Annotated in this window: 23 protein-coding genes and 1 other RNA gene; 1 reads left to right on the forward strand and 23 read right to left on the reverse strand. The window is 67.4% G+C overall.

Annotation, left to right across the window (positions count from 1 at the left end; genetic code table 11):
* Nucleotides 1-4: 4 nt before the first annotated feature.
* The 6 genes from KBI44_13360 to KBI44_13385 all read right to left on the reverse strand — a co-directional run bounded on the left by KBI44_13360 (nt 5) and on the right by KBI44_13385 (nt 3,840).
* Entirely contained in the window at nt 5-793 is a 789-nt protein-coding gene (locus KBI44_13360; protein ID MBP9145469.1) for a TIGR00282 family metallophosphoesterase, read from the reverse strand.
* Complete coding sequence (rny, locus tag KBI44_13365; GenBank protein ID MBP9145470.1) at nt 790-2,355, reverse strand: ribonuclease Y; 1,566 nt, start codon at nt 2,353-2,355, stop codon at nt 790-792. The genes KBI44_13360 and rny overlap by 4 nt, the downstream gene beginning before the upstream one ends.
* A 68-nt stretch (nt 2,356-2,423) precedes the next feature.
* Nucleotides 2,424-2,612: non-coding RNA, 6S RNA (gene ssrS, locus KBI44_13370), on the reverse strand.
* A gap of 54 nt (nt 2,613-2,666) precedes the next feature.
* The gene (gene zapA, locus KBI44_13375) at nt 2,667-2,966 is read right to left on the reverse strand and encodes a cell division protein ZapA (protein ID MBP9145471.1); all 300 of its coding nucleotides are present in this window, start codon (nt 2,964-2,966) and stop codon (nt 2,667-2,669) included.
* A 149-nt stretch (nt 2,967-3,115) separates the two neighbouring features.
* The gene (locus tag KBI44_13380; GenBank protein MBP9145472.1) at nt 3,116-3,544 is read right to left on the reverse strand and encodes a PIN domain-containing protein; all 429 of its coding nucleotides are present in this window, start codon (nt 3,542-3,544) and stop codon (nt 3,116-3,118) included.
* A gap of 53 nt (nt 3,545-3,597) precedes the next feature.
* Complete coding sequence (locus KBI44_13385; protein ID MBP9145473.1) at nt 3,598-3,840, reverse strand: antitoxin; 243 nt, start codon at nt 3,838-3,840, stop codon at nt 3,598-3,600.
* 145 nt (nt 3,841-3,985) lie between these two features.
* Between KBI44_13385 and KBI44_13390 the strand changes: the two genes are divergently transcribed.
* Nucleotides 3,986-4,741, forward strand: a complete 756-nt coding sequence (locus KBI44_13390) for a TerC family protein (protein ID MBP9145474.1) — start codon at nt 3,986-3,988, stop codon at nt 4,739-4,741.
* A gap of 198 nt (nt 4,742-4,939) precedes the next feature.
* Here KBI44_13390 and KBI44_13395 read toward each other — a convergent pair whose 3' ends face one another.
* The 17 genes from KBI44_13395 to KBI44_13475 form a co-directional block, all read right to left on the reverse strand.
* Nucleotides 4,940-5,338, reverse strand: a complete 399-nt coding sequence (locus KBI44_13395) for a hypothetical protein (GenBank protein ID MBP9145475.1) — start codon at nt 5,336-5,338, stop codon at nt 4,940-4,942.
* 11 nt (nt 5,339-5,349) lie between these two features.
* The gene (locus KBI44_13400; protein MBP9145476.1) at nt 5,350-6,657 is read right to left on the reverse strand and encodes an outer membrane protein transport protein; all 1,308 of its coding nucleotides are present in this window, start codon (nt 6,655-6,657) and stop codon (nt 5,350-5,352) included.
* 34 nt (nt 6,658-6,691) lie between these two features.
* Nucleotides 6,692-7,018 carry a TusE/DsrC/DsvC family sulfur relay protein gene (locus tag KBI44_13405; GenBank protein ID MBP9145477.1) on the reverse strand — a complete coding sequence of 109 codons (327 nt, stop codon included), beginning with the start codon at nt 7,016-7,018 and terminating at the stop codon, nt 6,692-6,694.
* Between the two features lie 188 nt (nt 7,019-7,206).
* A complete protein-coding gene (locus KBI44_13410; protein ID MBP9145478.1) occupies nt 7,207-8,403 on the reverse strand; it encodes a YeeE/YedE family protein in 1,197 nt (398 codons plus the stop codon).
* 4 nt (nt 8,404-8,407) lie between these two features.
* Nucleotides 8,408-8,938: a YeeE/YedE family protein gene (locus KBI44_13415; protein MBP9145479.1), complete on the reverse strand. Its 531-nt coding sequence runs from the start codon at nt 8,936-8,938 to the stop codon at nt 8,408-8,410.
* Entirely contained in the window at nt 8,935-9,615 is a 681-nt protein-coding gene (locus tag KBI44_13420) for a cytochrome b/b6 domain-containing protein (GenBank protein ID MBP9145480.1), read from the reverse strand. The genes KBI44_13415 and KBI44_13420 overlap by 4 nt, the downstream gene beginning before the upstream one ends.
* Before the next feature lies 1 nt (nt 9,616).
* Nucleotides 9,617-11,185 (reverse strand): tetrathionate reductase family octaheme c-type cytochrome, encoded by a 1,569-nt coding sequence (locus KBI44_13425; GenBank protein ID MBP9145481.1) that lies wholly within the window; start codon nt 11,183-11,185, stop codon nt 9,617-9,619.
* A gap of 260 nt (nt 11,186-11,445) precedes the next feature.
* Nucleotides 11,446-12,855, reverse strand: coding sequence for a sigma-54-dependent Fis family transcriptional regulator (locus KBI44_13430; GenBank protein ID MBP9145482.1), 1,410 nt, complete (start codon nt 12,853-12,855; stop codon nt 11,446-11,448).
* A gap of 46 nt (nt 12,856-12,901) precedes the next feature.
* The gene (locus KBI44_13435; GenBank protein MBP9145483.1) at nt 12,902-13,591 is read right to left on the reverse strand and encodes a rhodanese-like domain-containing protein; all 690 of its coding nucleotides are present in this window, start codon (nt 13,589-13,591) and stop codon (nt 12,902-12,904) included.
* Nucleotides 13,588-14,193, reverse strand: coding sequence for a YeeE/YedE family protein (locus KBI44_13440; GenBank protein ID MBP9145484.1), 606 nt, complete (start codon nt 14,191-14,193; stop codon nt 13,588-13,590). Before KBI44_13440 ends, KBI44_13435 begins: the two co-directional genes overlap by 4 nt.
* Nucleotides 14,190-14,732 (reverse strand): YeeE/YedE family protein, encoded by a 543-nt coding sequence (locus KBI44_13445; GenBank protein ID MBP9145485.1) that lies wholly within the window; start codon nt 14,730-14,732, stop codon nt 14,190-14,192. Before KBI44_13445 ends, KBI44_13440 begins: the two co-directional genes overlap by 4 nt.
* Before the next feature lie 31 nt (nt 14,733-14,763).
* Nucleotides 14,764-15,711 (reverse strand): polysulfide reductase NrfD, encoded by a 948-nt coding sequence (nrfD, locus tag KBI44_13450; GenBank protein MBP9145486.1) that lies wholly within the window; start codon nt 15,709-15,711, stop codon nt 14,764-14,766.
* An 11-nt stretch (nt 15,712-15,722) separates the two neighbouring features.
* The gene (locus KBI44_13455) at nt 15,723-16,262 is read right to left on the reverse strand and encodes a 4Fe-4S dicluster domain-containing protein (GenBank protein ID MBP9145487.1); all 540 of its coding nucleotides are present in this window, start codon (nt 16,260-16,262) and stop codon (nt 15,723-15,725) included.
* A gap of 2 nt (nt 16,263-16,264) precedes the next feature.
* On the reverse strand, nt 16,265-18,478 hold the full coding sequence (locus KBI44_13460) for a molybdopterin-dependent oxidoreductase (protein MBP9145488.1): 2,214 nt from the start codon (nt 18,476-18,478) through the stop codon (nt 16,265-16,267).
* 296 nt (nt 18,479-18,774) lie between these two features.
* Nucleotides 18,775-19,200: a zf-HC2 domain-containing protein gene (locus tag KBI44_13465; protein ID MBP9145489.1), complete on the reverse strand. Its 426-nt coding sequence runs from the start codon at nt 19,198-19,200 to the stop codon at nt 18,775-18,777.
* Entirely contained in the window at nt 19,200-19,712 is a 513-nt protein-coding gene (locus KBI44_13470) for an RNA polymerase sigma factor (GenBank protein MBP9145490.1), read from the reverse strand. The genes KBI44_13465 and KBI44_13470 overlap by 1 nt, the downstream gene beginning before the upstream one ends.
* Before the next feature lie 3 nt (nt 19,713-19,715).
* On the reverse strand, nt 19,716-20,090 hold a 375-nt coding region (locus KBI44_13475; protein ID MBP9145491.1), incomplete at its 5' end, for a hypothetical protein.

Below are 20,090 nucleotides of genomic sequence, written 5' to 3' on the forward strand. Positions count from 1 at the left end.
GCTCTCAGGCTCCTCCGTCCGGCACCAGAAAGCGATCGATGCCGCGGGCGCGGCCCGTGGCTTCGTCGATGTCGATCAGCGCGGCGGCGAGCCGGACGTCGCGCTTGGCGACTTCGAAGGCGGCCGGCATCTGGGTGAGAAAGCGCTGCAGGACGCGGTCCGAGCGGAATCCGATGACGCCTTCGTAGGGTCCGGTCATTCCGGCGTCGGTCAGGAAGGCAGTCCCCTGCGGCAGCACCCGGTGGTCGGCCGTCGGCACGTGCGTGTGTGTGCCGACGACGCCGCTCACCCGGCCGTCGAGATAGATGCCCAGCGCCTGCTTTTCGCTCGTCGCCTCGGCGTGGAAGTCGACGAAGACGACCTTGATCTTCTTGTCGAGCTCAGCGAGAAGGCGATCCGCAACGCGGAAGGGCGAATCGAGGTTCTTCATGAAGACCTGGCCCTCGAGGTTGATCGTCGCGACCCTGACCCCCGCCGCCGTCTCGCCGACGTGGATGCCGCGCCCCGGCGTACCCTCCGGGTAGTTCGCCGGGCGCACCAGCCGGGGCTCGTGCACCAGCATGTCGAGGACCTCCTTCTTGTCCCAGACATGGTTGCCGGTGGTCAGGGCATGGATGGGCAGCTCGTCGAGCTCGGCCAGGGTCTCTGGCGTGACGCCGAAGCCACCGGCCATGTTCTCGATGTTGACCACGACGTAGTCGACCCGGTGCTCGTCGACCATCCTCGGCAGCAGGCGTTTCAGCGCCTGACGACCGGGCTTGCCGATCACGTCGCCGACGAAGAGCAGCTTCATCGCGCGAACTCGACGGCGCGTGTCTCGCGGATGACGGTGACCCGGATCTCGCCCGGGTAGGTGAGCTCCGCCTCGATCCGCTTGGCGATGTCCTTCGACAGCCAGATCGCCTGTTCGTCGCCGATCTTGCCGCTGTCGACGATGATGCGGACTTCGCGGCCGGCCTGGATCGCGAAGCTCTTCTGCACCCCCTTGAAGCTGTTGGCGATCTCCTCCAGCTTCTCGAGCCGCTTGACGTAGGTCTCGAGGACCTCCCGCCGGGCACCGGGGCGGGCCGCCGAGAGGGCGTCGGAGGCGGTCACCAGAACCGCCTCGACTGTCTGCGGGTCGAAGTCGCCGTGATGACAGGCCATGGCGTGCACGACCTCTTCCGACTCGCCGTACTTCCTGAGCAGCTCGATGCCCAGCTGGACGTGGGTGCCGTCCACCTCGCGGTCGATGGCCTTGCCGATGTCGTGCAGGAGCCCGGCACGCTTGGCGATGGTGACGTTCACCTTGAGCTCGGCCGCCATGGTCGCGGCGAGGAAGGCGACCTCCTTCGAATGCTGCAGCACGTTCTGCCCATACGAATAGCGATAGCGCAGGCGGCCCATGAGCTTCACCAGCTCGGGGTGCATGCCGGGGATCTTGAGCTCGAGAAGGGCCGCATCGCCCTCCTGCTGGATGCGCTGCTCGAACTCCGCCTTGACCTTCTCGACGACCTCTTCGATGCGCGCCGGGTGGATCCGGCCGTCGGCGATCAGACGCTCGAGCGCGACGCGCGCGATCTCGCGACGATAGGGGTCGAAGCCCGAGAGGATGACCGCTTCGGGAGTGTCGTCGACGATGAGATCGATGCCGGTGGCGAGCTCGAGGGCGCGAATATTGCGTCCTTCGCGGCCGATGATCCTGCCCTTCATCTCGTCGCTCGGCAGCTCGACGACCGAGACCGTGGTCTCCGAGATGTAGTCGGACGCCAGACGCTGTACGGCGAGTCCCATCAGCCACTGCGCCTTGCGGTTGCCCTGTTCCCGGGCCTCGTCTTCGATCCGCTTCACGAGGTGGGCGGCGTCGATCCGGGCCTCGTTCTCGAGCCCGCGAGTCAGCTCGTCCTTGGCCTGCTGCGCCGTCAGGCCGGCAATCTGCTCGAGGCGATTCCTCTGCTCGGCGACCAGCCGGTCGGCCTCGACCTCCTTCCCGGCGACCTCCCTTTCACGCCCGGTGAGGGTGCGGTCGCGACCGACGAGCTCTTTGTCGCGCTGGTCGAGCTCGCCCATCCTCTTGTCGAGGCTGTCTTCCTTCTGGGTGAGGCGGCGCTCCAGGGTCTCGAGCTCGCCGCGCCGCGCCCGCGAGGCGGTTTCGAACTCGGTGCGGGCCTGGAGCAACTTCTCCTTGGCCGCGAGCTCGCCCTCCTTGAGCTTGGCTTCGCTGTCCCGCCGCGCCTCTTCGCGCATGCGGGCGGCTTCGCGCTCGGCCTCGGCGAGGCGCTTCTCGCCGACATGGCGAATCCTCGACCACCCGTAGACCAGCACGGCTGCAGAGACGACGACCGCGGCGACCGCGATCCATAGAGCCGAAATCATGAGCTCACCCCACAATCATGATGCGTATCGGGGCGAGGCCGTGATGCTTGAGTGCCGGAAGGAAAGTGGCACCCTCTGAGGGAACCGCGCGAGACGCTGCGTTTAGAACCTGAAACGCGTCAGGTGGGTGTCCTCATGTGCGGCCTTCAGCGTCCCGGTCGGAGCCGGGCAGGCACGGGCCGCGCGGATATCGGACTCCCTGAGTAGCAATGTTGGTTCTACAGTGCGTCGGCTCGTCACGGTCCCCTCAGAGGATGCCGCTCGGTATCGCTTGTGTTGCCCTTCCCAGGCTGCTCGGAGTCTCGCGAAAGTCAGGCCTTCAGGACTTCCTCGAGCCTCTCCGCGAGCTCCATCACCCGCATCTCGATCTCGCTCCGCTCCCCGGCTGCCTGCTGCTCGCGCCGGGAGAGTTCATCCGCCAGGTTCAGCGCCACGAGAATGGCCAGTTTGCCGGTGTCCGCCGTCACGGCGTGACCCGCCAGCTCGCGCATCCTGCGGTCGACCTGGGCGGCCAGTTCGGCCAGGTTGCCCCCGCCATGGCCCCCCCGGATATGGTACGTGGCTCCGAAGATCTGAACTTCCGTGGTGCTGGAAGGTACGGATTCGGACATCCTTGCCACCCCCATCCCGTTTCGGGTGCCCTTTTGGGAGCCTCCGCCAAGGTGAACTATACCATCGGGTAGGGGTCGAGCGGCCTCCCGAATCGTCCGGAAACCCCTGTCAGCGAGACCTTTACGCCGCAGTGCGGCGAGAGTCCGGGTCAGAGTACGACGAGGTTCGCCGCACGCGCCCCGACGACCGATTCGAGCGCGATCGTCCGGTCGAAGGTCACGAGTCGGCCGCCATGGGCGACCGCCAGCGCGAGGAGGTAGGCGTCGGTGACCTGGCGGGGGCCGTGAATTCGCGACCGGTCGAAAACCTGTTCGTCGAGCAGGCTCAAGGCGCACGGCCAGAACTCATGGTGCTCGCTCTGCGTCGCGCGCGCCAGGCGGGCGATCGCGAGCGCCGTCGGCACCGGGCTCGGATAGCGTGGCTGGCTGACCACCCGCGCGAAGCCGTTCTCGGTCAGAGCGCACGAAGCCCAGCCGTGCTGAACTTCCGCCCCGAACCATCGGCGGGCCCGGGCGTGATCGATGTGATCCGAATCGAAAAGCGCGATGAGGACGTTGACGTCGAGGAGCGCCCGCATGACGAAGCTCTCCGGGCTGGCCGGCGTCGCCCGGCGCCGGAACATCGCGCTCGTCACTCGGGCTCGTCCTCGCGCAGTTGGTCGATGACGGCATTCGAGATCGCCGGACCCCGATGCGGAAACGGCTCGAAGCCGTAGAAGCTCGGAGTCTCGGCGATCTCTCCACCCCGCAGGCTCCCGGTCAGCGCCTCCCGCGCGAGCTCCGACAGAACCTCGCCTGCGCTGCGCTTTTCTCGTCGGGCGCGCTCCTTGACGGCCCGCAGAACATCCTCATCGATATCCAGAGTGGTGCGCACGCATCTGATGCTAGCACATCAAAACTGGCCGGCTGCGAGCTGCTCCTGCGGCTCGGCGGGCGCAGCGAGGTGAGGGTAGGATCGCCGCCGCCGTCGTTCGATCGCTCGCAACGCAGCCAAGAAACTGACTTCCGGAGAACTGTCCATGGAATGGATTTCCGACCCGCAGATCTGGATCGCCTTCGCGACGCTCTTCGCGCTCGAAGTCGTTCTGGGGATCGACAACGTGGTCTTCATCGCCATCCTGGCCGACAAACTGCCGGAGCACGAGCGCGGCAGGGCGCGCAAGCTCGGGCTGGGCCTCGCGATGATCATCCGCATCCTGCTGCTGCTGTCGATCGCCTGGATCGCCAAGCTGACGGCGCCGCTCTTTGCCGTTGTCGGGCACGAGATTTCCGGTCGCGACCTGATCCTCATCCTGGGTGGCCTCTTCCTGATCGCCAAGTCGACGTTCGAGGTGCACGACAGCCTCGAAGGGGGCGAGGAGCACCACCGCGTGACGAAGGCGAAGGCGGCGTTCGCCGGCGTCATCACCCAGATCCTGCTGCTCGACATCGTCTTCTCGCTCGACTCGGTGATCACGGCGGTCGGCATGACCGACAAGCTCGGCGTCATGATCGCGGCGGTGATCGGCGCGGTGGCGGTGATGCTGTTCTTCGCCGGCTCGATCAGCGAATTCGTGCGGCGGCATCCGACGGTCAAGATGCTGGCGCTCTCGTTCCTCATCCTGATCGGCGTTTCGCTCCTCGGCGAAGGGCTCGAGTTCCACATCCCGAAGGGGTACGTCTACTTCGCGATGGCGTTCTCGGTCGCCGTCGAGATGCTGAACCTCCGCCTGCGCCGCGGCAAGGCGGTCGAGCTCCACCACCGGATCACGGGCGACGGCCAGAGCGGATCGTGACCTCGGCGGTGCAAGGGCAGCTCCCCGCAGCCGGGGACATGCTGAAGCCCGTCGACCCCGCCACGATCGCGCATCTCAAACCTGCCGGGCTGGAGCGTGTCCCCGGCGTACTCATCGAGCTCACGGCGGCCACCGGCAGGCAGGTCGCGACGACTTCGAGTCACTCGACCCGCAGGGCGAGGCGGTCTTCAGGCGGAGCTACTCCTTCGGCTCGGCCGGCGCAGCGGCGCCCGCCTCCGGAGCTGGCGCTTTGGGATGGTGCTCCTGCATCCAGGTGCCGAGCCCCTCCATGTCCTTCACGAGGCCCTGGAACTCCTTGCCCTTGGCGGTGAGCTTCTTCGAGCCGGGCTTGGTGACGTGGCAGCTGGTGCAGGCACCGAAGGTCGCCTTCAGATCCTCGAAGCCAGCGAGGGTGCGCATCGTCTCGTAGTACTTCCCCTGATCGGTGAGGAGCTTGCTGCCCGGCTTGTCGTGGCAGACCGTGCAGGAGATGCCCTCCTGCTTCCCGACCTTTTCGCTGCCCGAGGCGAGGGTACCGGCGAACAGAGCGGCGGCGGCCGTCATTGCTGCTGCGGCGAGGATTCTCGATCGTTTCATGGCGTCCTCCGTCAATGGCTCGACCGCGACTTCGCCCACGAGATCCCGAAGGCAACCGTCCACTGGCTGTGGTCGACTCGCGCTCCGGGGCCGAAGGGGTTCACCATCGGGTCGGTGTTGTTGTTGGTGTTCGAGGCGTTCAACGCATGCTCGAGGGCAAACTCATAAGTGACGCTGCCCCTGAGCACGCTCGCGCCGACCGACAGGTGATGCTCGGTCGTCGCCGGGAAGAGCGGCGTCAGGGTTTCGTCGGGGACCGGGTTCTCGCCGTAGTTGTAGCCGGCACGCAGCGTCCACTCGTCGCTCGTCCGCCATTCGCTGCCCAGCGCGAAGACCCAGACGTCCTTCCAGTTGAAGACGAACGGCAGCTCGACGCGAGCCGGCGCCCCCGCCACTGACGGATCGGTGCCGATGACCTGGATCGTGTCGATGGCGCTGTCCCAGAAATAGCGCTTGACGTCGACCAGCAGCTGCCAGTTGTCGGTCACCCGCACCGCCGTGCCGACGCCGGCCTGGGCGGCGAAGGTGAAGCCGTCCATCTCGGCCTCGTAGTCGACCTTCTGGCCGAGCCCCGGCATCTGCTGGAAGTTGACCCGCAAGGTGCCGCCGTCGAAAGTACTGCTGGTCTTCGTCTGGTAGATCGCGCCGAACGACCAGCGCGGATTCGGGCGCCACCAGCCGCCGAGCCGCAGGCTCGTCTGCAGGCCGCCGGCATCCTCCATCTTCGGTCCGAAGAAGCTCATCTGCGGATTCTGGGTGTTGAAGAAAGAGGTGTCGGGGAAGAAGCGGAACGCCGCGTCGGCATAGCCGAGGTTGAGCGTCGCGCCGATCGCGAGGTCCTCGGAGAAGGAGTAGGCGACGGTCGGCGAGATCGTCATGAATCGCACCTGGGTATAAGTCTGGTCCTGGGTGCCGAAGAAGGTGTTGAGGTCGTCGAAGGTCGCTCCCATTCCGCCCTGGGCGATGAACCCGACCCCCCAGGCCCACGGCGTCTCCTTCCCCGAGCGCACCCAGGCGAAGGCGGGCAGCGGGAAGTAGCGGCTCGACGCGTCCGTCGGTTGATTGACCATGTTCTCGAACTCGAGCGTCGGCGCGAGTACCGCCAGGCTGGCCGTGAAGTGGTCCCCCTGGAGCTGCGCGATTCCGGCCGGATTCGAGTTCAGGCCGAGCGAGCGGTCCGACACGGCGAGGTTGGCACCGCCGCGGCCGAGCTCCTCGGGGCCGTAGCCGGTGAGATAGAGGCCGTTCGTCGCCTGCGTGGCGACGGCGGCGGCAAGGAAGAGCGTGATCCCGATGCAGGCATTGCGGTAGAGGTTCATCCGATGACTCCCTTCGACGTTTGAAGCGGAATGGTCATGGCTCGTGGTTGCACTGAGGAGGCTTGGGAAGGCCGGCGATCTTCGTCATCAACTCGAAAGGGCGCTGCCGGAAGAGGCGATGGAGCTCGAGGATCGGCAGGCCGGCAAGCCGGACGACCGCACAGAGGTCAGGAGAGTGCCCCTCGCGCGCCGCCGCCTCGCGGCAGCAGAGAAGTACCCGCCAGTGGCGCGGGCTGAGCTCTTCCAGGCCGCTCTCCCGGGCCATCTGCTCGGCGATCTCCGGGGTCCAGGCGAGCGAGTCGACGAGAAAGCCGCTGTCGTCGATCTCGACCTCGCGTCCCGGCAGGGTGCGTCTCGGCATCTTCGACCCCTTCCCGCAGAGTCGGATCGCAGCACTCGTGCCGGAACGTCAACCCGCTGAAAACACAGCCCTTGCCCGGTCCCCATCGACTTCGCCCGAAGAGAAAGAAACGCGGCGTTGCAACGGGCCGTTGCGCCCTGAAACAGTTTCTGAAACAGGGTCAGCCGCAGACGCGAAGTGACTCGTCTTCAGCAACCGCCCTTCACCGTCTTCGGCGCCGCGCGCGGCGCGCTCGGCGCTTCGCGCTCCAACCGGATCCGCTCGAGAAGGGTCGCCTGCGCCTGTCCCCGGAAGCGTGCGACGTCGGGCGCGTGGCGCCCCTCATCCGCTGCGCCCGCCGTATTCGCGAGGATCGTGCGCTCGAAGGACTCGTAGCCTCCGGCCAGGATCGCAAGATTCTCGTAGCCGGCCTCGCCCAGAAGGTACGCGGAGAAGCGCGCCTCGTCCTCGGTCGCCGCGATCAGGATCTTCCTCACGTGGCGGGAGCCAAACTCGGCCTGCCACTGCTTCTCGAGAATCGCAGCGGCTGGAACCGGCGTCGCGCCCGGCATGGGATGCGCCGCGCGCGCGGCTTCGTCGCGCAGGTCGAAAACGCGGGTCCGGGGATCGCGGTCGACGAGCCGGAACGCCAGTTCGTCGGGCGTCATCGACCGCACCGCATGGCGGGGGACGTACCCTTCGTTCTTCACCTTCGCCTCCAGGCGCGCCGTTCGCCCCGGGAGGAGGGCCGCGAAGAGGGCGATGGTGAGCAGGCTCGCCGCAGCAACGGCATGTCGCCTTGCCGGAAAGGCGATCGACGGCGCCGTGGACGGAGCGATTCTGCGCTCGATCCTGCCGCCGACGGCGAAGATGAGCACCGCCGCCGCCGCCAACAAGAGGACGAAGAGCCCGGGCGAGATCCCGAGCCACTCAGGGACCTGCAGGGGTCCCAGGGCCGTCGAGTCGGCAAAAGCCTGAAGCCTCGGGAAGAGCTCCGCATAGGCGAAGATGCCGAGCAGGCCGCCCGCCGAGAAGACCATGGCGTCGATCTTCCCGATCGCGGCACCGCAGAAACTGGTGCCGGGGCAGTAGCCGCCGAGGAGAAAGCCGAAGCCCATGAGAACTCCCCCTGCGATCGCGGGCCAGAACCAGGTCGGATTCACGAAGACCGCGCGCAGATCGAGCAGGCCAGCCGAAGCGAGCAGCAGCACGCCGAGCGCGGCGGTGACGGCGGCGGTGAAGAAGACGCGGAGGACCGTCAGGTCGTAGCCGTAGAAAACGCCGACGAGGCGTCGCGACGACGAGAATCCGGCCTGCTCCAGCACCCAGCCGAAGAGAAACCCGAGAACGAGCGCGACAACGAGGTTGAGCTCGTCGGAGATCAGATCCGGAACCAGGGGCCCCATCGCGTCACCGCTCCCCGTTGCGCTGCAACCAGAGGCCGCGGGTGGCCCAGGAGAACGCGAAGCCGGTGCCGAAGATGGCAAACATGGTGAGGAAGCCGGCCACCGAGAGCACGGCCATACCCGAGAGCGCCGCGCCGCTCGTGCAGCCGCGCGCGAGCTGCGCCCCGACGCCGAAGAGCGAGCCGCCCAGGAGTGCGAAGGTGAGCCGGCTCCAAACGGCGACGCGCGGACCGCGCTCGGTCACCAGCTTCAAGCGGTCGGAGGCCAAGCCGGAGACGAAGGCCCCGAGCAGGACGCCAGCGATCTCGAAGACCAGCCAGCCTTTCAGCGGGCTCTCGTGGCCCGGCCCCAGGACCTTGGCATAGAAGGGGTTTGCTGCAGCATGGTCCGGGGCCACCGCGCCGACCGCGGCGACGACGACGTTCTTCGACGCACCGCTCGCGCCGAGGCCGCGCCCGGTGACGAAGATCGTCGCGAGGAGCACCAGGCCGAGGAGGAATCCGGCCAGGTAGGGATTCATCGGTCCGTTGTTCATGGATGCACCTGGTGTTCTGCCTTCGTAGACGAGTCGGTGGATGAGGGTGAGGAAGATGCGACCGTGGGCGCGTCTTCTTCGATCTCCTCCCAACCCGTGACCATCGCCTTGAGGTTGGAAGTGATCGTGCGGCCGGTGGTCGTGAGATAGAGGTGGGCGACGAGGAAGGCGAGCAGCGCGAACGCTCCCGCCGTGTGAATCAAGGCGATCGGTTCGAGCGCCTGGACGTCCAGGGCGAGCACTTCGTAGCGCTGGGGATAGCGGAAGAACATGTAGAGCAGACCCGAGACGACCACGACCGGGATCACGAGGATCTTCAATCCAGCGTAGGTGAGCTTCTGGAGGGGATTGAGTTTCTGCAGCCGGCTCTTCCGGGTCGGATGCGGAGCATCCTGGAAGATCCCGAACAGGTAGTACTCCGCCTGCGCCCGGAGGTTCTTCCAGGTCGGCAGGTACTGGCGCCATTCGTCGGTCGTGAAGTGCCAGAAGACCGCGAATGCGATGAGGACGAGGAACGCCGTCGCGGCCGCGCTGTGGAGATGCACGGCCTGCCCGAATCCGAAGAACGAGATCGAGCCGTGGATTTCGAACCCGGTGATGGCCAGGAAGAGAATCAGGAGGGCCTGCGTCCAGTGCCAGAAGCGGCCGAAGGCAGGGTAGACGAGCTCGCGTTTCATCTCAGTTCTCTCCCCGGCGCCGGCGCCGGAACCAAAGGCGTGCCCCGCCATGAAGAACGACGGCCACCAGAGTCGAAAGCAGCATTGTCGCGCCGAGACCGTCGAGCCAGCGACTGCGATCCCTCCCCGGCAGGTAGAAGCCGCCGAGAGTCGCGAGCCGTCCACCCTCGCGCCGGTGGCACTCGTCGCACGCGACCGCCTGCTCCTTCGGCGCGACCATGTGATTGACCGGCCAGTTCATCTCGGTCGCAGCGAAACCGTAACTGCCGCTGTACGCAAGTCCGACCTCGTTCATGCCGGCGGTGGCCGCCCTGTCCCAGTCGAACTCCTTCCAATACCCGCTGTCGCCTGCTGCTGCGGAAAAGAGCTTGGGCTGGATCAGGATCCGGTTCAGGACGTCGTAGATCTGCCGAGCGCGGTGGATCTTGACCGGAACGATCCTGGCGTCCGGGTCTTCGTAGTCGCCGAAGAGGGGGTTGAGGACGAGGGGCTGGGAAGGATCGAACTCGTCCCCCAGCAGGTAGTGCGATGCGGTGCCGTTGAACCAGGTGTACTCGGGACGCACGTCCTTGCCCCAGACGAAGCTGCCCTTGGTCGACATGTAGGTCGGATTGCCCGCCTCGTCCACCTCCTGGTAGGGCTTCCCGTCGCGCAACGAACCGGCGGTCGACCAGTCCCACCGGAGCTTGGTAGCGGCGACCTTGGCGTAGCTCGGAATGTGACAGGTCTGACAGGCGACCTTGTAGCCGTGCTGGTTGAGGATCTTGTCCTCGTGGGGCAAGGCGCCGTGGCAGCTTTCGCACTCCACCCGGTCGCGGTTCATCGACGAAAGCGAGTAGGCCTTGCCGAGCATCTGGTGGTTCTCGGCGCGATGACATTCGACGCACGACATGTCGCCGCCATCGGACGCCATGTGAACGTCGACGTCCCGGCTGGTGTCGAGAAGTGCTACCTCCAGATCGCCGTGCTTGACGTTGTTGCCGCCGCCGCCGAGAAAGTGGCAGGCGCCGCAGTTGGCCCGCTGCGGTCGGCCAACAGCCCGCGCCACCTTCGCCAGGTCGAGGTCGGGAGCGGGCATGCCTGCGCCTCCGCTCTTCTTGGCGTAGTCGCCGCCGTTGTCGTGACAAGCGAGGCAATCGACGTTCCGCGGGTCGGTGAGGTCGAAAGAGGCATCAGCCCAGCCGTAGCCGACATGACAGCTGTCGCAGGTCTGCTGGCTCCCGGCGACTCCGATACAGAAGTTATTGAGGATGTTCTTCTTGCCGACCGCCCGGATCCCCTTGCCCTCGATGTACTCGAGACGCTCCCAGTTCCAGTGCGACGACGCCATGACCTCGGTGTGGCGCGAGTTGTGGCAGCCAATGCAGGCTGCAGTGACCTCCTGTGGCCGCTCGAAGGGCCCCGCGAGCTGTTCGAAGCGGGCATGATCGACAGCGGGACCGGACTTGACCTTGTGCTCCTCTCGCAACTTGTCGAGCGGCTTCGGGGCCGGACCGGCCGGACGCAGAGTGAGAACGGAGAAACCGATTGCCGCTGCCAGCGCCACCAGGATGACCAGGATCTTTCTCATGGGACTTGCCTCGCACTGAGTTTCGCTGTCGCTGTGGGACGGGTGACCCGTGTCACCAGGAGCCGGGCCGCGGCGCCGGGGCGCAATCCTCCAAGGTGCGGAAGCTCTCGGAGCTCAGGCGTCGGGGCGCTCGGATCTGCGGCAGAGTGGGTCACCAATGAGGAAGAGACCCGAGGCGGGCGAACAGTTCCCGGAAGCAAGCCGCAGCCCGCGAGCCGACTTCGCCGGGCGGCGCCGCAATACGGGAAGGAAGAAGGCGGTCAGGCGACGAAGCCGTGCTCGCGCATCTTGCGCCAGAGCGTCGTGCGGCTCATGCCGAGCGCCCGCGCAGCCTCGGCGCGCCGCCAGCTGTGCGAGTCGAGCGCCCGGCGAAGCTCTTCGGCCTCGAGCCGTCGTCGCGCCAGCGCGATGCTCCCGGCTGGAGGCGGCGCGGAGTGCTCGACGCTCTCGGTGTGCGGCTCCAAGCGAGCTCCCGGCAAGGCCACCTCCTCGAGCGACGCGCGGCGGGCCAGAGTCGGAAGATCCTCGGGGAGGATCGTCTGGCCGTGGCAAATCGCCACCGCATACTCGAGCGCGTTCTCGAGCTCACGGACGTTGCCCGGCCAGTCGTGGGCAAGGAGGTCGCGCAGCGCGTCAGGCGACAGACGCAGCGCCCGGCCCTGGCGCGCGGCGACGCGAGCGAGAATCGCGCGCGCCAGCGGCTCGATGTCCTCGCCGCGGCGGGTGAGGGGCGGGATGTCGATCGGCACGACGCGCAGGCGGTAGTACAGATCTTCGCGGAAGCGGCCTTCGCGCACCGCACGCGCCAGATCGATGTGGGTGGCAGCGATCACCCGCGCCCGGCTCACCCGCGTGCGGTTCTCGCCGACGCGCTCGAACGAGCCGTCCTGCAGCACGCGCAGGAGCTTCACCTGCAGCGGCAGCGGGAGATCGCCAACCTCGTCGAGCAGGAGCGTCCCCTCGGAGGCGACCTCGAAGCGCCCCATGCGGTCGCGCAGGGCCCCGGTGAAGGCGCCCCGCACATGCCCGAACATCTCACTCTCGAGGAGCTCACCGGGCAGGGCGCCGCAGTTGACCGCCACGAACGGCTTCCCGCGGCGCGGCGAGTGCTCGTGGATCGCCCGTGCCACGACCTCCTTCCCCACCCCGCTCTCGCCCGAGAGCAGGATCGTGGCATCGCTCTCGCGCAGGTTCTCGATCAGCGCGAAGATCTTCTGCATGGCGGGCGAGCGCGCGACGATCCCGCTGAACGCCGACGGTCCACCGAGCACCGCCGGCAGATCCTCCTCGGCTGGTCGCAGGATGACCGCGAAGGCGACGCGCGGATCGCAGGCCACCTCCGGCGGCGGACAGATCGGTGCGGCCGAGAGGGCCGCGAGGCGCTGCAGCCCACCGGCGCCGGTAACGACTGCCCGCCAGCCCTCGCGCCGCTCGCCCGCGAGGAGCGCCGCGCGCAGGGCGCCGCCCTCGGCGAAGAGCTCGCCGCCGATGAGCTCGTCGATCGGCCGCTCGACGACCGCGGCCGCCGTACCCGCGCCCGCCAGGTCGTCCAACACATAGGAGGCATGCACGACGCGGAACTCGCGGTCGAGGCAGAGGAAGACCCGACCGAACGCGGCGAAAGAGGTGGCGACACCGCTCCAGGCGATCTCCTCGGGCGTGGGCGACATCGGCTTTCGAATCGTCTCGGTCATAGCGGCCGCCTCGTCTCCAACCTCAACAGCCCTCTTTCTTCTTCTTCGCCGCGGCCCCCCCCGGCGCCGGCGCCGGCGGCGGCACGACCTTGGGCAGCCCCGGAGCGCTGGCGCCGATATCGCCGCTGGCGCCCGGCGCTGGCGCCAGCGCGCCCGCGACAGCCGCTGCGCGCGGCGCCCCACCGAAGTACTTGGCGCGCTCCGCCGCTTTCGCGAAGGCGATGCGCTCGACCGGACCCGCACTCTCCGCCGGCGACTCCGGAAAGACGACCTGCTCGGTCCACTGTTTGAGACCGCCGAGCAGGATGTAGACCGCCGGGAACTTCTTCGCCTTGAGGAGAAACCAGGCCTGGGCCGAGTGGATCCCCTCGGCCGAGTAGAGGACGATCTTCTCGTTGCGTGCCAGGTCCGCATCGGCAAGCGCGGTGATCGCGAGGTTCTCCGCCTGCGGAATCCGGTACTCGGCGTACTCCGCCGCGGTGCGCAGGTCGATCAGGCGGAAGTCCTGCCGGCCGGCGACGATCCAGTCGGCAAGCTCGTCGGGGGTGACATGGTCGAGCTCCCCTTCGACGATCGCCGCCAACTCGCGCTCGTCGAGCACGATCTTGCCGCTGCGGGGGGTGCCGATCACGAGCGCGCCCAGCCCCAGCACCACGGCGAGAAGCGCCAGCCTCTGATTGCCCGTGAGGCGGTCGAGCCTCGGAAGGCTCACGGATTCTCCTTTGCCGGTCGCTTCGCGAACCGGCGCTCGAGGGCGCCCGCGCCCCAGAAGCCACCGACCGCCATGAGCACGACGAGCAGCACGATCAGCCCCATCGGCAGGTGGAAGACCTCGGGCAGCGTCAGCCGGCCGAGGTTCGACGATTCGGTGAAGCCGGCGATCGACGGCCAGGCCTCGCCGATGACGAAGATCCCGGCACAGATTCCGGCGAGATTGACCAGCGCGTCGACCTTGCCGGTCGCCATCGCGACCACGGAGGTGCCCGGGCAGTAGCCGCCGACCACGAAGCCGACGCCGAGCAGGAGACCACCGACGATCTGCGGCCAGAGGTAGGTCGGCTGGATGTAGACCAGCGAGAGATCGACCCAGCCGATGGCAGCGAGGTAGAACAGGCCGAGCATGGCGGTGACGATGGCGGTGAACATCACCCGGAAGACCGCCATGTCCTTGAAGTAGAACTGATCGGTGAGCTTCTTCGCCGAACCGAATCCGGCCTGTTCGAGGAAGAACCCGAAGCCGATGCCGATGGCGCAGGCGACGATCAGGGAGGTCTCGTCGCCGAACATCCCGAACTTGAAGAAGGGCGCGTTCATTGCCACTGCCTCCTCACCATCCAGGCGGCACCGTAGCCGCCGGCGAAGACCATCATCATGAAGGCCCATCCCCCGGCGGAGAGCAGAGCCCCGCCGGTCAGGGCCTGGCCGCTGGTGCAGCCGCGCGCCAGCTTGGCGCCGATTCCCATCAGAAGGCCGCCGGCGAAAGCGAGGGCAAAGCGCCCCCGGGTCGAGATGCGCGGTCCCTTGTCGACCGTCCGGCGAACCCGGCCGGCGAGGAGGCCCGAGAAGAACCCGCCGACGAGGACGCCCAGGACTTCGAAGACCAGAAAGTCCTTGAGCGGATGGCCGACGCCGCCCGCGAGGTACTCACTCCAGAAGCTGTTGCCCTGGGCGTGCGCCGGCGCCACGGCGTTGACGGCTACCGCGCAGGCGGACGAGAAGGCACCGGAAGCACCGAGCCCGCGCCCCATGACGACGAACGAGGCGAGGAGCACGAGGCCTAGGCCGATGCCGGCGAGATAGGGGTTCATGTAGGGCGCGGGCGCCCGATGAGCGGAATGCGAATCGGAGGACATGCGGTCCACCTCCAAGATCGGTGATCGCTGTTCAGAGACCTGGAACGCGGGTCCAGTGACTGACCTGGCCCGCCTGCACGAGGACGAAACGCAGCGCGAGACCACCCGCGATCACCAGCAGCGGGGCGATCGGCGTGTGTGCGACACGATGCTGCACGGCGAGAAGCTGGATCGTGAGCGGCAGGACGATCCCGAGGCCGATCACTCCGACCCAGAAGAGTGCGCTGAAGGGTCCGCCGAGGAGGAGTCCGGCAGCCTGGACGTGCGCATCGGTCGAAGAGACGAGGCCGATGAGGAAGAGCGTGATGAAGACCAGTTCGGCGATCAGGAAGCCGTTATCCGCTTTGGCCAGGAGCTCGCGCTCGCCGACGTCGGGAGCGATGAGGTGGACGAGTGCGGCGGCAGCCGAGATACCGGAGACCAGGAAGAGCGGACCGAGGAGCGCACTGTTCCACAGCGGCCGGGCGCCCAGGGCCGAGAGCAGGACGCCGGTGTAGATCCCCAGGAGGCCGCCCCAGATCATGTTCATCGACCCGATCCAGCGCAGCAGCTCCGGGCGTGCTACGAGGCGGTCGGAGAGCTCACCCAGCGCCGGCACCCGGGCGCGCAGCGGCGCGGGCACGCGCAGCAGAAGATTGGCGACGAGCGCCGGGTAGACCAGCACCAGAATCCACGCCCCCCAGGACATCGGCGAGCGCCACTCGAAAGTGGTGTAGAGCCGCCAGACGTAGAGCTTGTGCTCGAGATCGAGGAAGAGAGCGAACATCCCGAGCGAGAGCAGAACGAGGCTCATTCCCGGAAGTACGAAGCAGGCGGAACGAGTGTTCTTGAAGCGGCCGGAGAAGAGGAAGTAGCCCGAGATGATCATCATCCCGGCGACCAGGCCGCCGAGGAAGAGGTAGACCGGGATCTGCCAGGCCCAGACCTCGAGCACCGGGTCGACGAGATGGTTGGCGCGTGTCGTGGTGAGCTCGATCACGTCGGTCTCCTTCAGGTCAGATAGAAGATACGCGGCTTCGTGCCGGCTTCGGGAATGAGCGCGTGGTGGACGCGCGCGGCGAGCAGGCGGGAGACCTCCGACTGGGGGTCGTCGAGGTCGCCGAAATGCATGCAGCGGGTCGGGCAGACCGCGACGCAGGCGGGGTCCTTGCCCTCCTTCACCCGGTGGATGCAGAACGTGCACTTGTCGGCGTAACCCTCCGGGTGGATGAAGCGCGCGTCGTAGGGGCAGGAGGCGAGGCAGGCCTTGCAGCCGATGCACAGGTCGTGGGTGACGAGGACGATCTTGCCGAACTCTTCGACATGCGAGGCGCCGGTCGGACAGCAGGTCACGCACGGCGGGTTGTCGCAGTGGTTGCAGCGCTCGGTGCGGGTCTCCATCGAGAGGGTCGGGAACTTGCCGCGCACCTCGGTCGTGATCCAGTCGCGGTTGAACCCTTCGGGCACCTGATTCTCGGTCTTGCAGGCGACGACGCAATCCATGCAGCCGACGCAGCGCTTGGTGTCGATCACCATGCCGAAGCGAGCCATGCTCAGGCCTCCTCGCCGGCGGCCGGCTGGAAGGTGACGAAGTTGACGTTCATGCCGGTGCCGCCCATCAGCGGATCGACGGCATAGCGCGAGATCAGCTGCGCATCGGACGCTCCCCTGCCTGCCGTGCGCTTCAACCCCTTCGCGATATGTCCGAAACCGTGCACCATGTAGACGCAGTCGGTGCGGATGCGCTCGGTCGCCTTGACCTTGACCGGCAGCGACACGACGCCGTCCTGGTTCACCAGCCGCACGGGCTTCCCGTTCTCGAGCCCCCAGCGGCGGGCGACGTCGGAATGGATCCAGACCTCGTTCTCCGGCATGGCCTCATGCAGCAGCGGATTCGTCTGGGTGCGGGAGAAGGTGTGGACCGGAGCGCGGCCGAAGAGCAGGCGGAAGTAGCCGGCCGGCGGCTCGGCGTGCGGGGTGTACTTCGGCACCGCGTCGAACCCCTTCTCGGCGAGCTGCGTCGACCAGAATTCGACCTTTCCCGAGGGCGTCGGGAACTCGAGAGCGTGGCCCTCTTCGACGTTGATCGGGCGATGCGGCCCGACCACGACTCCCTTCTTCTTCATCTCCGCCAGCGTGAGTCCGGTGCCTGCGAGGCGCGCCTCGAGGTACTCCTCGACGTTCGTCCACGGATAGAAAGCGCCGAGCCCGAGCTTTCCCGCCAGCTCGCGCGCGATCCACCAGTTCGGGCGCTGGTCGTCGGGGGCTTCCATGACCGGCTGGCGCAGCGAGACGAAAGGCTCGCGGAACGCCTCGGTGTTGAAATCGTCGTAGCGCTCGAGATAGACCGATTCGGGCAGAACGACGTCGGCCCAGCCAGCGATCTCCGACGGCACGACGTCGACGACCACCATGAGATCGAGCGCCTGGATGGCGCGGATCGTCTCCTCCTGGTTGGGCAGCGCCTGCAGCAGGTTCGTCGCGTAGACGAACCAGCCCTTGATCGGATAGGGCGCCCCGGAGATCGTCGCGGCGCGGATGCCGTTGGTCAGCCCGAGGTCCGCGAACGGGTACTTCGCATCCGGATTGTCGACGGCGCCGCGCTCGCCGTGCGGGTAGGGGGGATAGGGGTACTTCGCAAGGGCGAACGAGGCCGGAAAGTAGAAGCCGCCCTCCCTGCCCCAGTTTCCGAGCAACGCGTTCACCAGGGCGATGGCCCGGCTGCGCTGCGCGTCGTCGCCGTACCAGGTGACATGCCGTCCGGGATGGAGCAACGTCGCCGGACGATGCCGCGCCATCTCGCGCGCGGTGGCGCGGATCGCCTCGGGCTCGATGGTGGTGATCGGGTAGGCCCACTCCGGCGTGTAGGCGGCGATCTCGGCCCGGAAGGCGTCGAAGCCGAAGCCATGGGTCTCGACGAACTCGCGGTCGTAGAGGTTCTCGGCGACCAGCACGTTCATCCAGGCGAGGAGCAGGGCGATGTCGGTGCCCGGCTTGATCGGCAGGTAGTGCTTCGCCTTGCCCGCGGCCACCGAGAATCGGGGGTCCACGACGATCACCGTGGCGCCCGCGCCGATCGCCTCGGCGAACTCCTGCACCTGGCTGTTGTGCATGTTCTCGCCGAGATGGGAGCCGACGAGAACCAGGCAGCGGGCCTTCGAGATGTCGGTCCGTTCCGGGGTCGAAATCTCCTCGCCGAACGTCAACTGGAAGCCGACATCGCGCGGCCCGCGGCACTGGGCGTAGGAGGGCGCGACGAGATTCGGCGTTCCGAACGCCTTGAAGGTGTGCTTGAGAAAATTGCCGCCGATGCCGTGGCTGAAGAAGGCGAGCGCTTCCGGCCCGTGCTCGGCCTTGAGCTTCTGAAGCTTCTCGGCGATGAACTCGAGCGCCTCGTCCCAGGTCACCTCGACCCAATCGTCCTCGCCGCGGTTCTTCTTGCGCAGGAGGGGCGAGCGCAGGCGGTCGGTGTCGTAGTAGGTCCCGACGCCGCCGGTGCCGCGCGGGCAGAGCCGGCCGCGCGAAAGCGGATCGGCCGGGTTACCCTCGATCTTCCACAGCCGGCCGTTCTTCTTGGTGGCGATCGCGCCGCATTTCCAGAAGCAGAGGTCGCAGTAGGTGGGGACTGTTTCGATGCGATCACCCGGTTGCGCGGGTCCGAAGAAGCCGGCCCAAGCCGGCGTCCCGGGGGTGAAGGCCGCTGCCGCGCCCGCCCCTGCGGCCCCGGCACCGATCTGCAGAAAACGTCGTCGCGAGAGGATCGTCATGGCATCGACTCCGTGACGAATCGTTTCAAGCGCGAAACGACCATGAAACGCCCCGGCGGAGGAGTCGCGCTCCCACCCTTCGGGGCGGGAAGAGGCTTAGCCTGACCTTCTCACCGGCTTCGTCGCGAGGCGTGGCAGATGCCCGTGACGGCAAGGCGTCGCGACCGAGGCCCGCGCAGACGTACTTTCAGTACGTCGAGCAGGCGGGGTACCCGTCCTGTGGACGGGTCGTGAGCGCAACGCAGCCGGCATGGGCAGATGCGGCGCCGCAGTAGAAGTCTGGTGAGAATGTCAGGCTAGAGGCCGGTCACCCGGAGCCGCCGCGAGACACGCCAGAAGGCGACCCACAGCAGGGAGGCAAGGACGAACGACACCGTCGCGGTCGCGGGCGCATCACGCAGGAGGAAAAACTGGATCCCGTTCTGGTTGCCTTGAACGGAGAACGGCAGAACGGTGGTGAAGATCGCGCAACCCATGAGCCAGGACCGGCGACGAAGGAGCCGGCGGGTGGCGTCGAGCGCCGACTTCCCGGCGCTCGGCGTCGGAAGAGTGGTGGGCCCACCGAATCGGGAGAGCTCCGGGTCGGAGGCGGCACGCGCCAGGCGCGCCAGGTCCGGGTTTGCGGCAAGGTGCTCCTCGACGAGCTTGCGCGTCGCCGGACTCGCCTCACCGGCGAGGTAGAGCGGCAGGAGGTCCTGGATCACGGCGGGATCGAGGTTCATCACGGGGTCTCCATTCTCGAGTCAACCTGGCGCGCCTCGGCGAGGCGAAGGCGCGCGCGATGGATCTTCACCTTCGTGGCGGAAAGACTGAGGCCGAGGGCGCGAGCGATCTCGTCGTACGGGAGCTGATCCTCGGCCCGCATGAGGAGCGCGGCGCGGTCGACCTCCGGCAGCTTCTGGAGCTCAGCAAGGACCCGGGAAAGCTCACTGCGCGCCGTGGCCCGGCGCTCGGGCGACACTTCCTCGGTGGCGAGCTCGAGCGAGCCCTCCGCGTCGAGGGGGAGGCCGGGGCGCGCGCGGTGACGGCGCATCTCGTGCAGGTGGAGGTTGCGCGCGATGGCGAGGAGATAGCCCCGGACGCTCGCGAGATCGAAGCGGTCCTGCGCTCCCCAGGCTCGGATGAAGGTCTCGGAGGTGATGTCGTCGGCGAGCGCCGGATCGCCCGAGAGAAACAGCGCGAAGCGCTGCACGTCGCGGGCATGTTCGGCGTAGAGCGTGGCGAAATCGAGCATCGGCTAGAGAAAGCTCTTCTTCCTCTCGTACAGGCGGAACGTGACCCACAGGATAGCCGTGATGGCCAACGCCTCTGCACCCAGGGTCCAGAAGAGCGCCTGCCCCCCCTGGCGCAGGTCGCGGGTGTAGCGGGCGACGGCCGCGAGCCGCGGCCCGAAGAGAAAGAGGCCGTTGCCGACGACGAAGATCAGCCCCACCGCCGAAGCCATCGTCCAACCGTGCGACTCCGAGACGATCGCCGTCGCGAGGACGACGGAGAAAAGGGCGAGGAAGCCGCCGAGAACGAGCCCGAAGTAGGCCGCCCAGGAGGCGAGGTGAGAGAGCACGCCGCGGCCGTCGGCGGCCATCGCAGCGAAGACGTCGACCGGCGCGAGGTG

The organism is Thermoanaerobaculia bacterium (assembly GCA_018057705.1).
GTDB lineage: Bacteria > Acidobacteriota > Thermoanaerobaculia > Multivoradales > JAGPDF01 > JAGPDF01.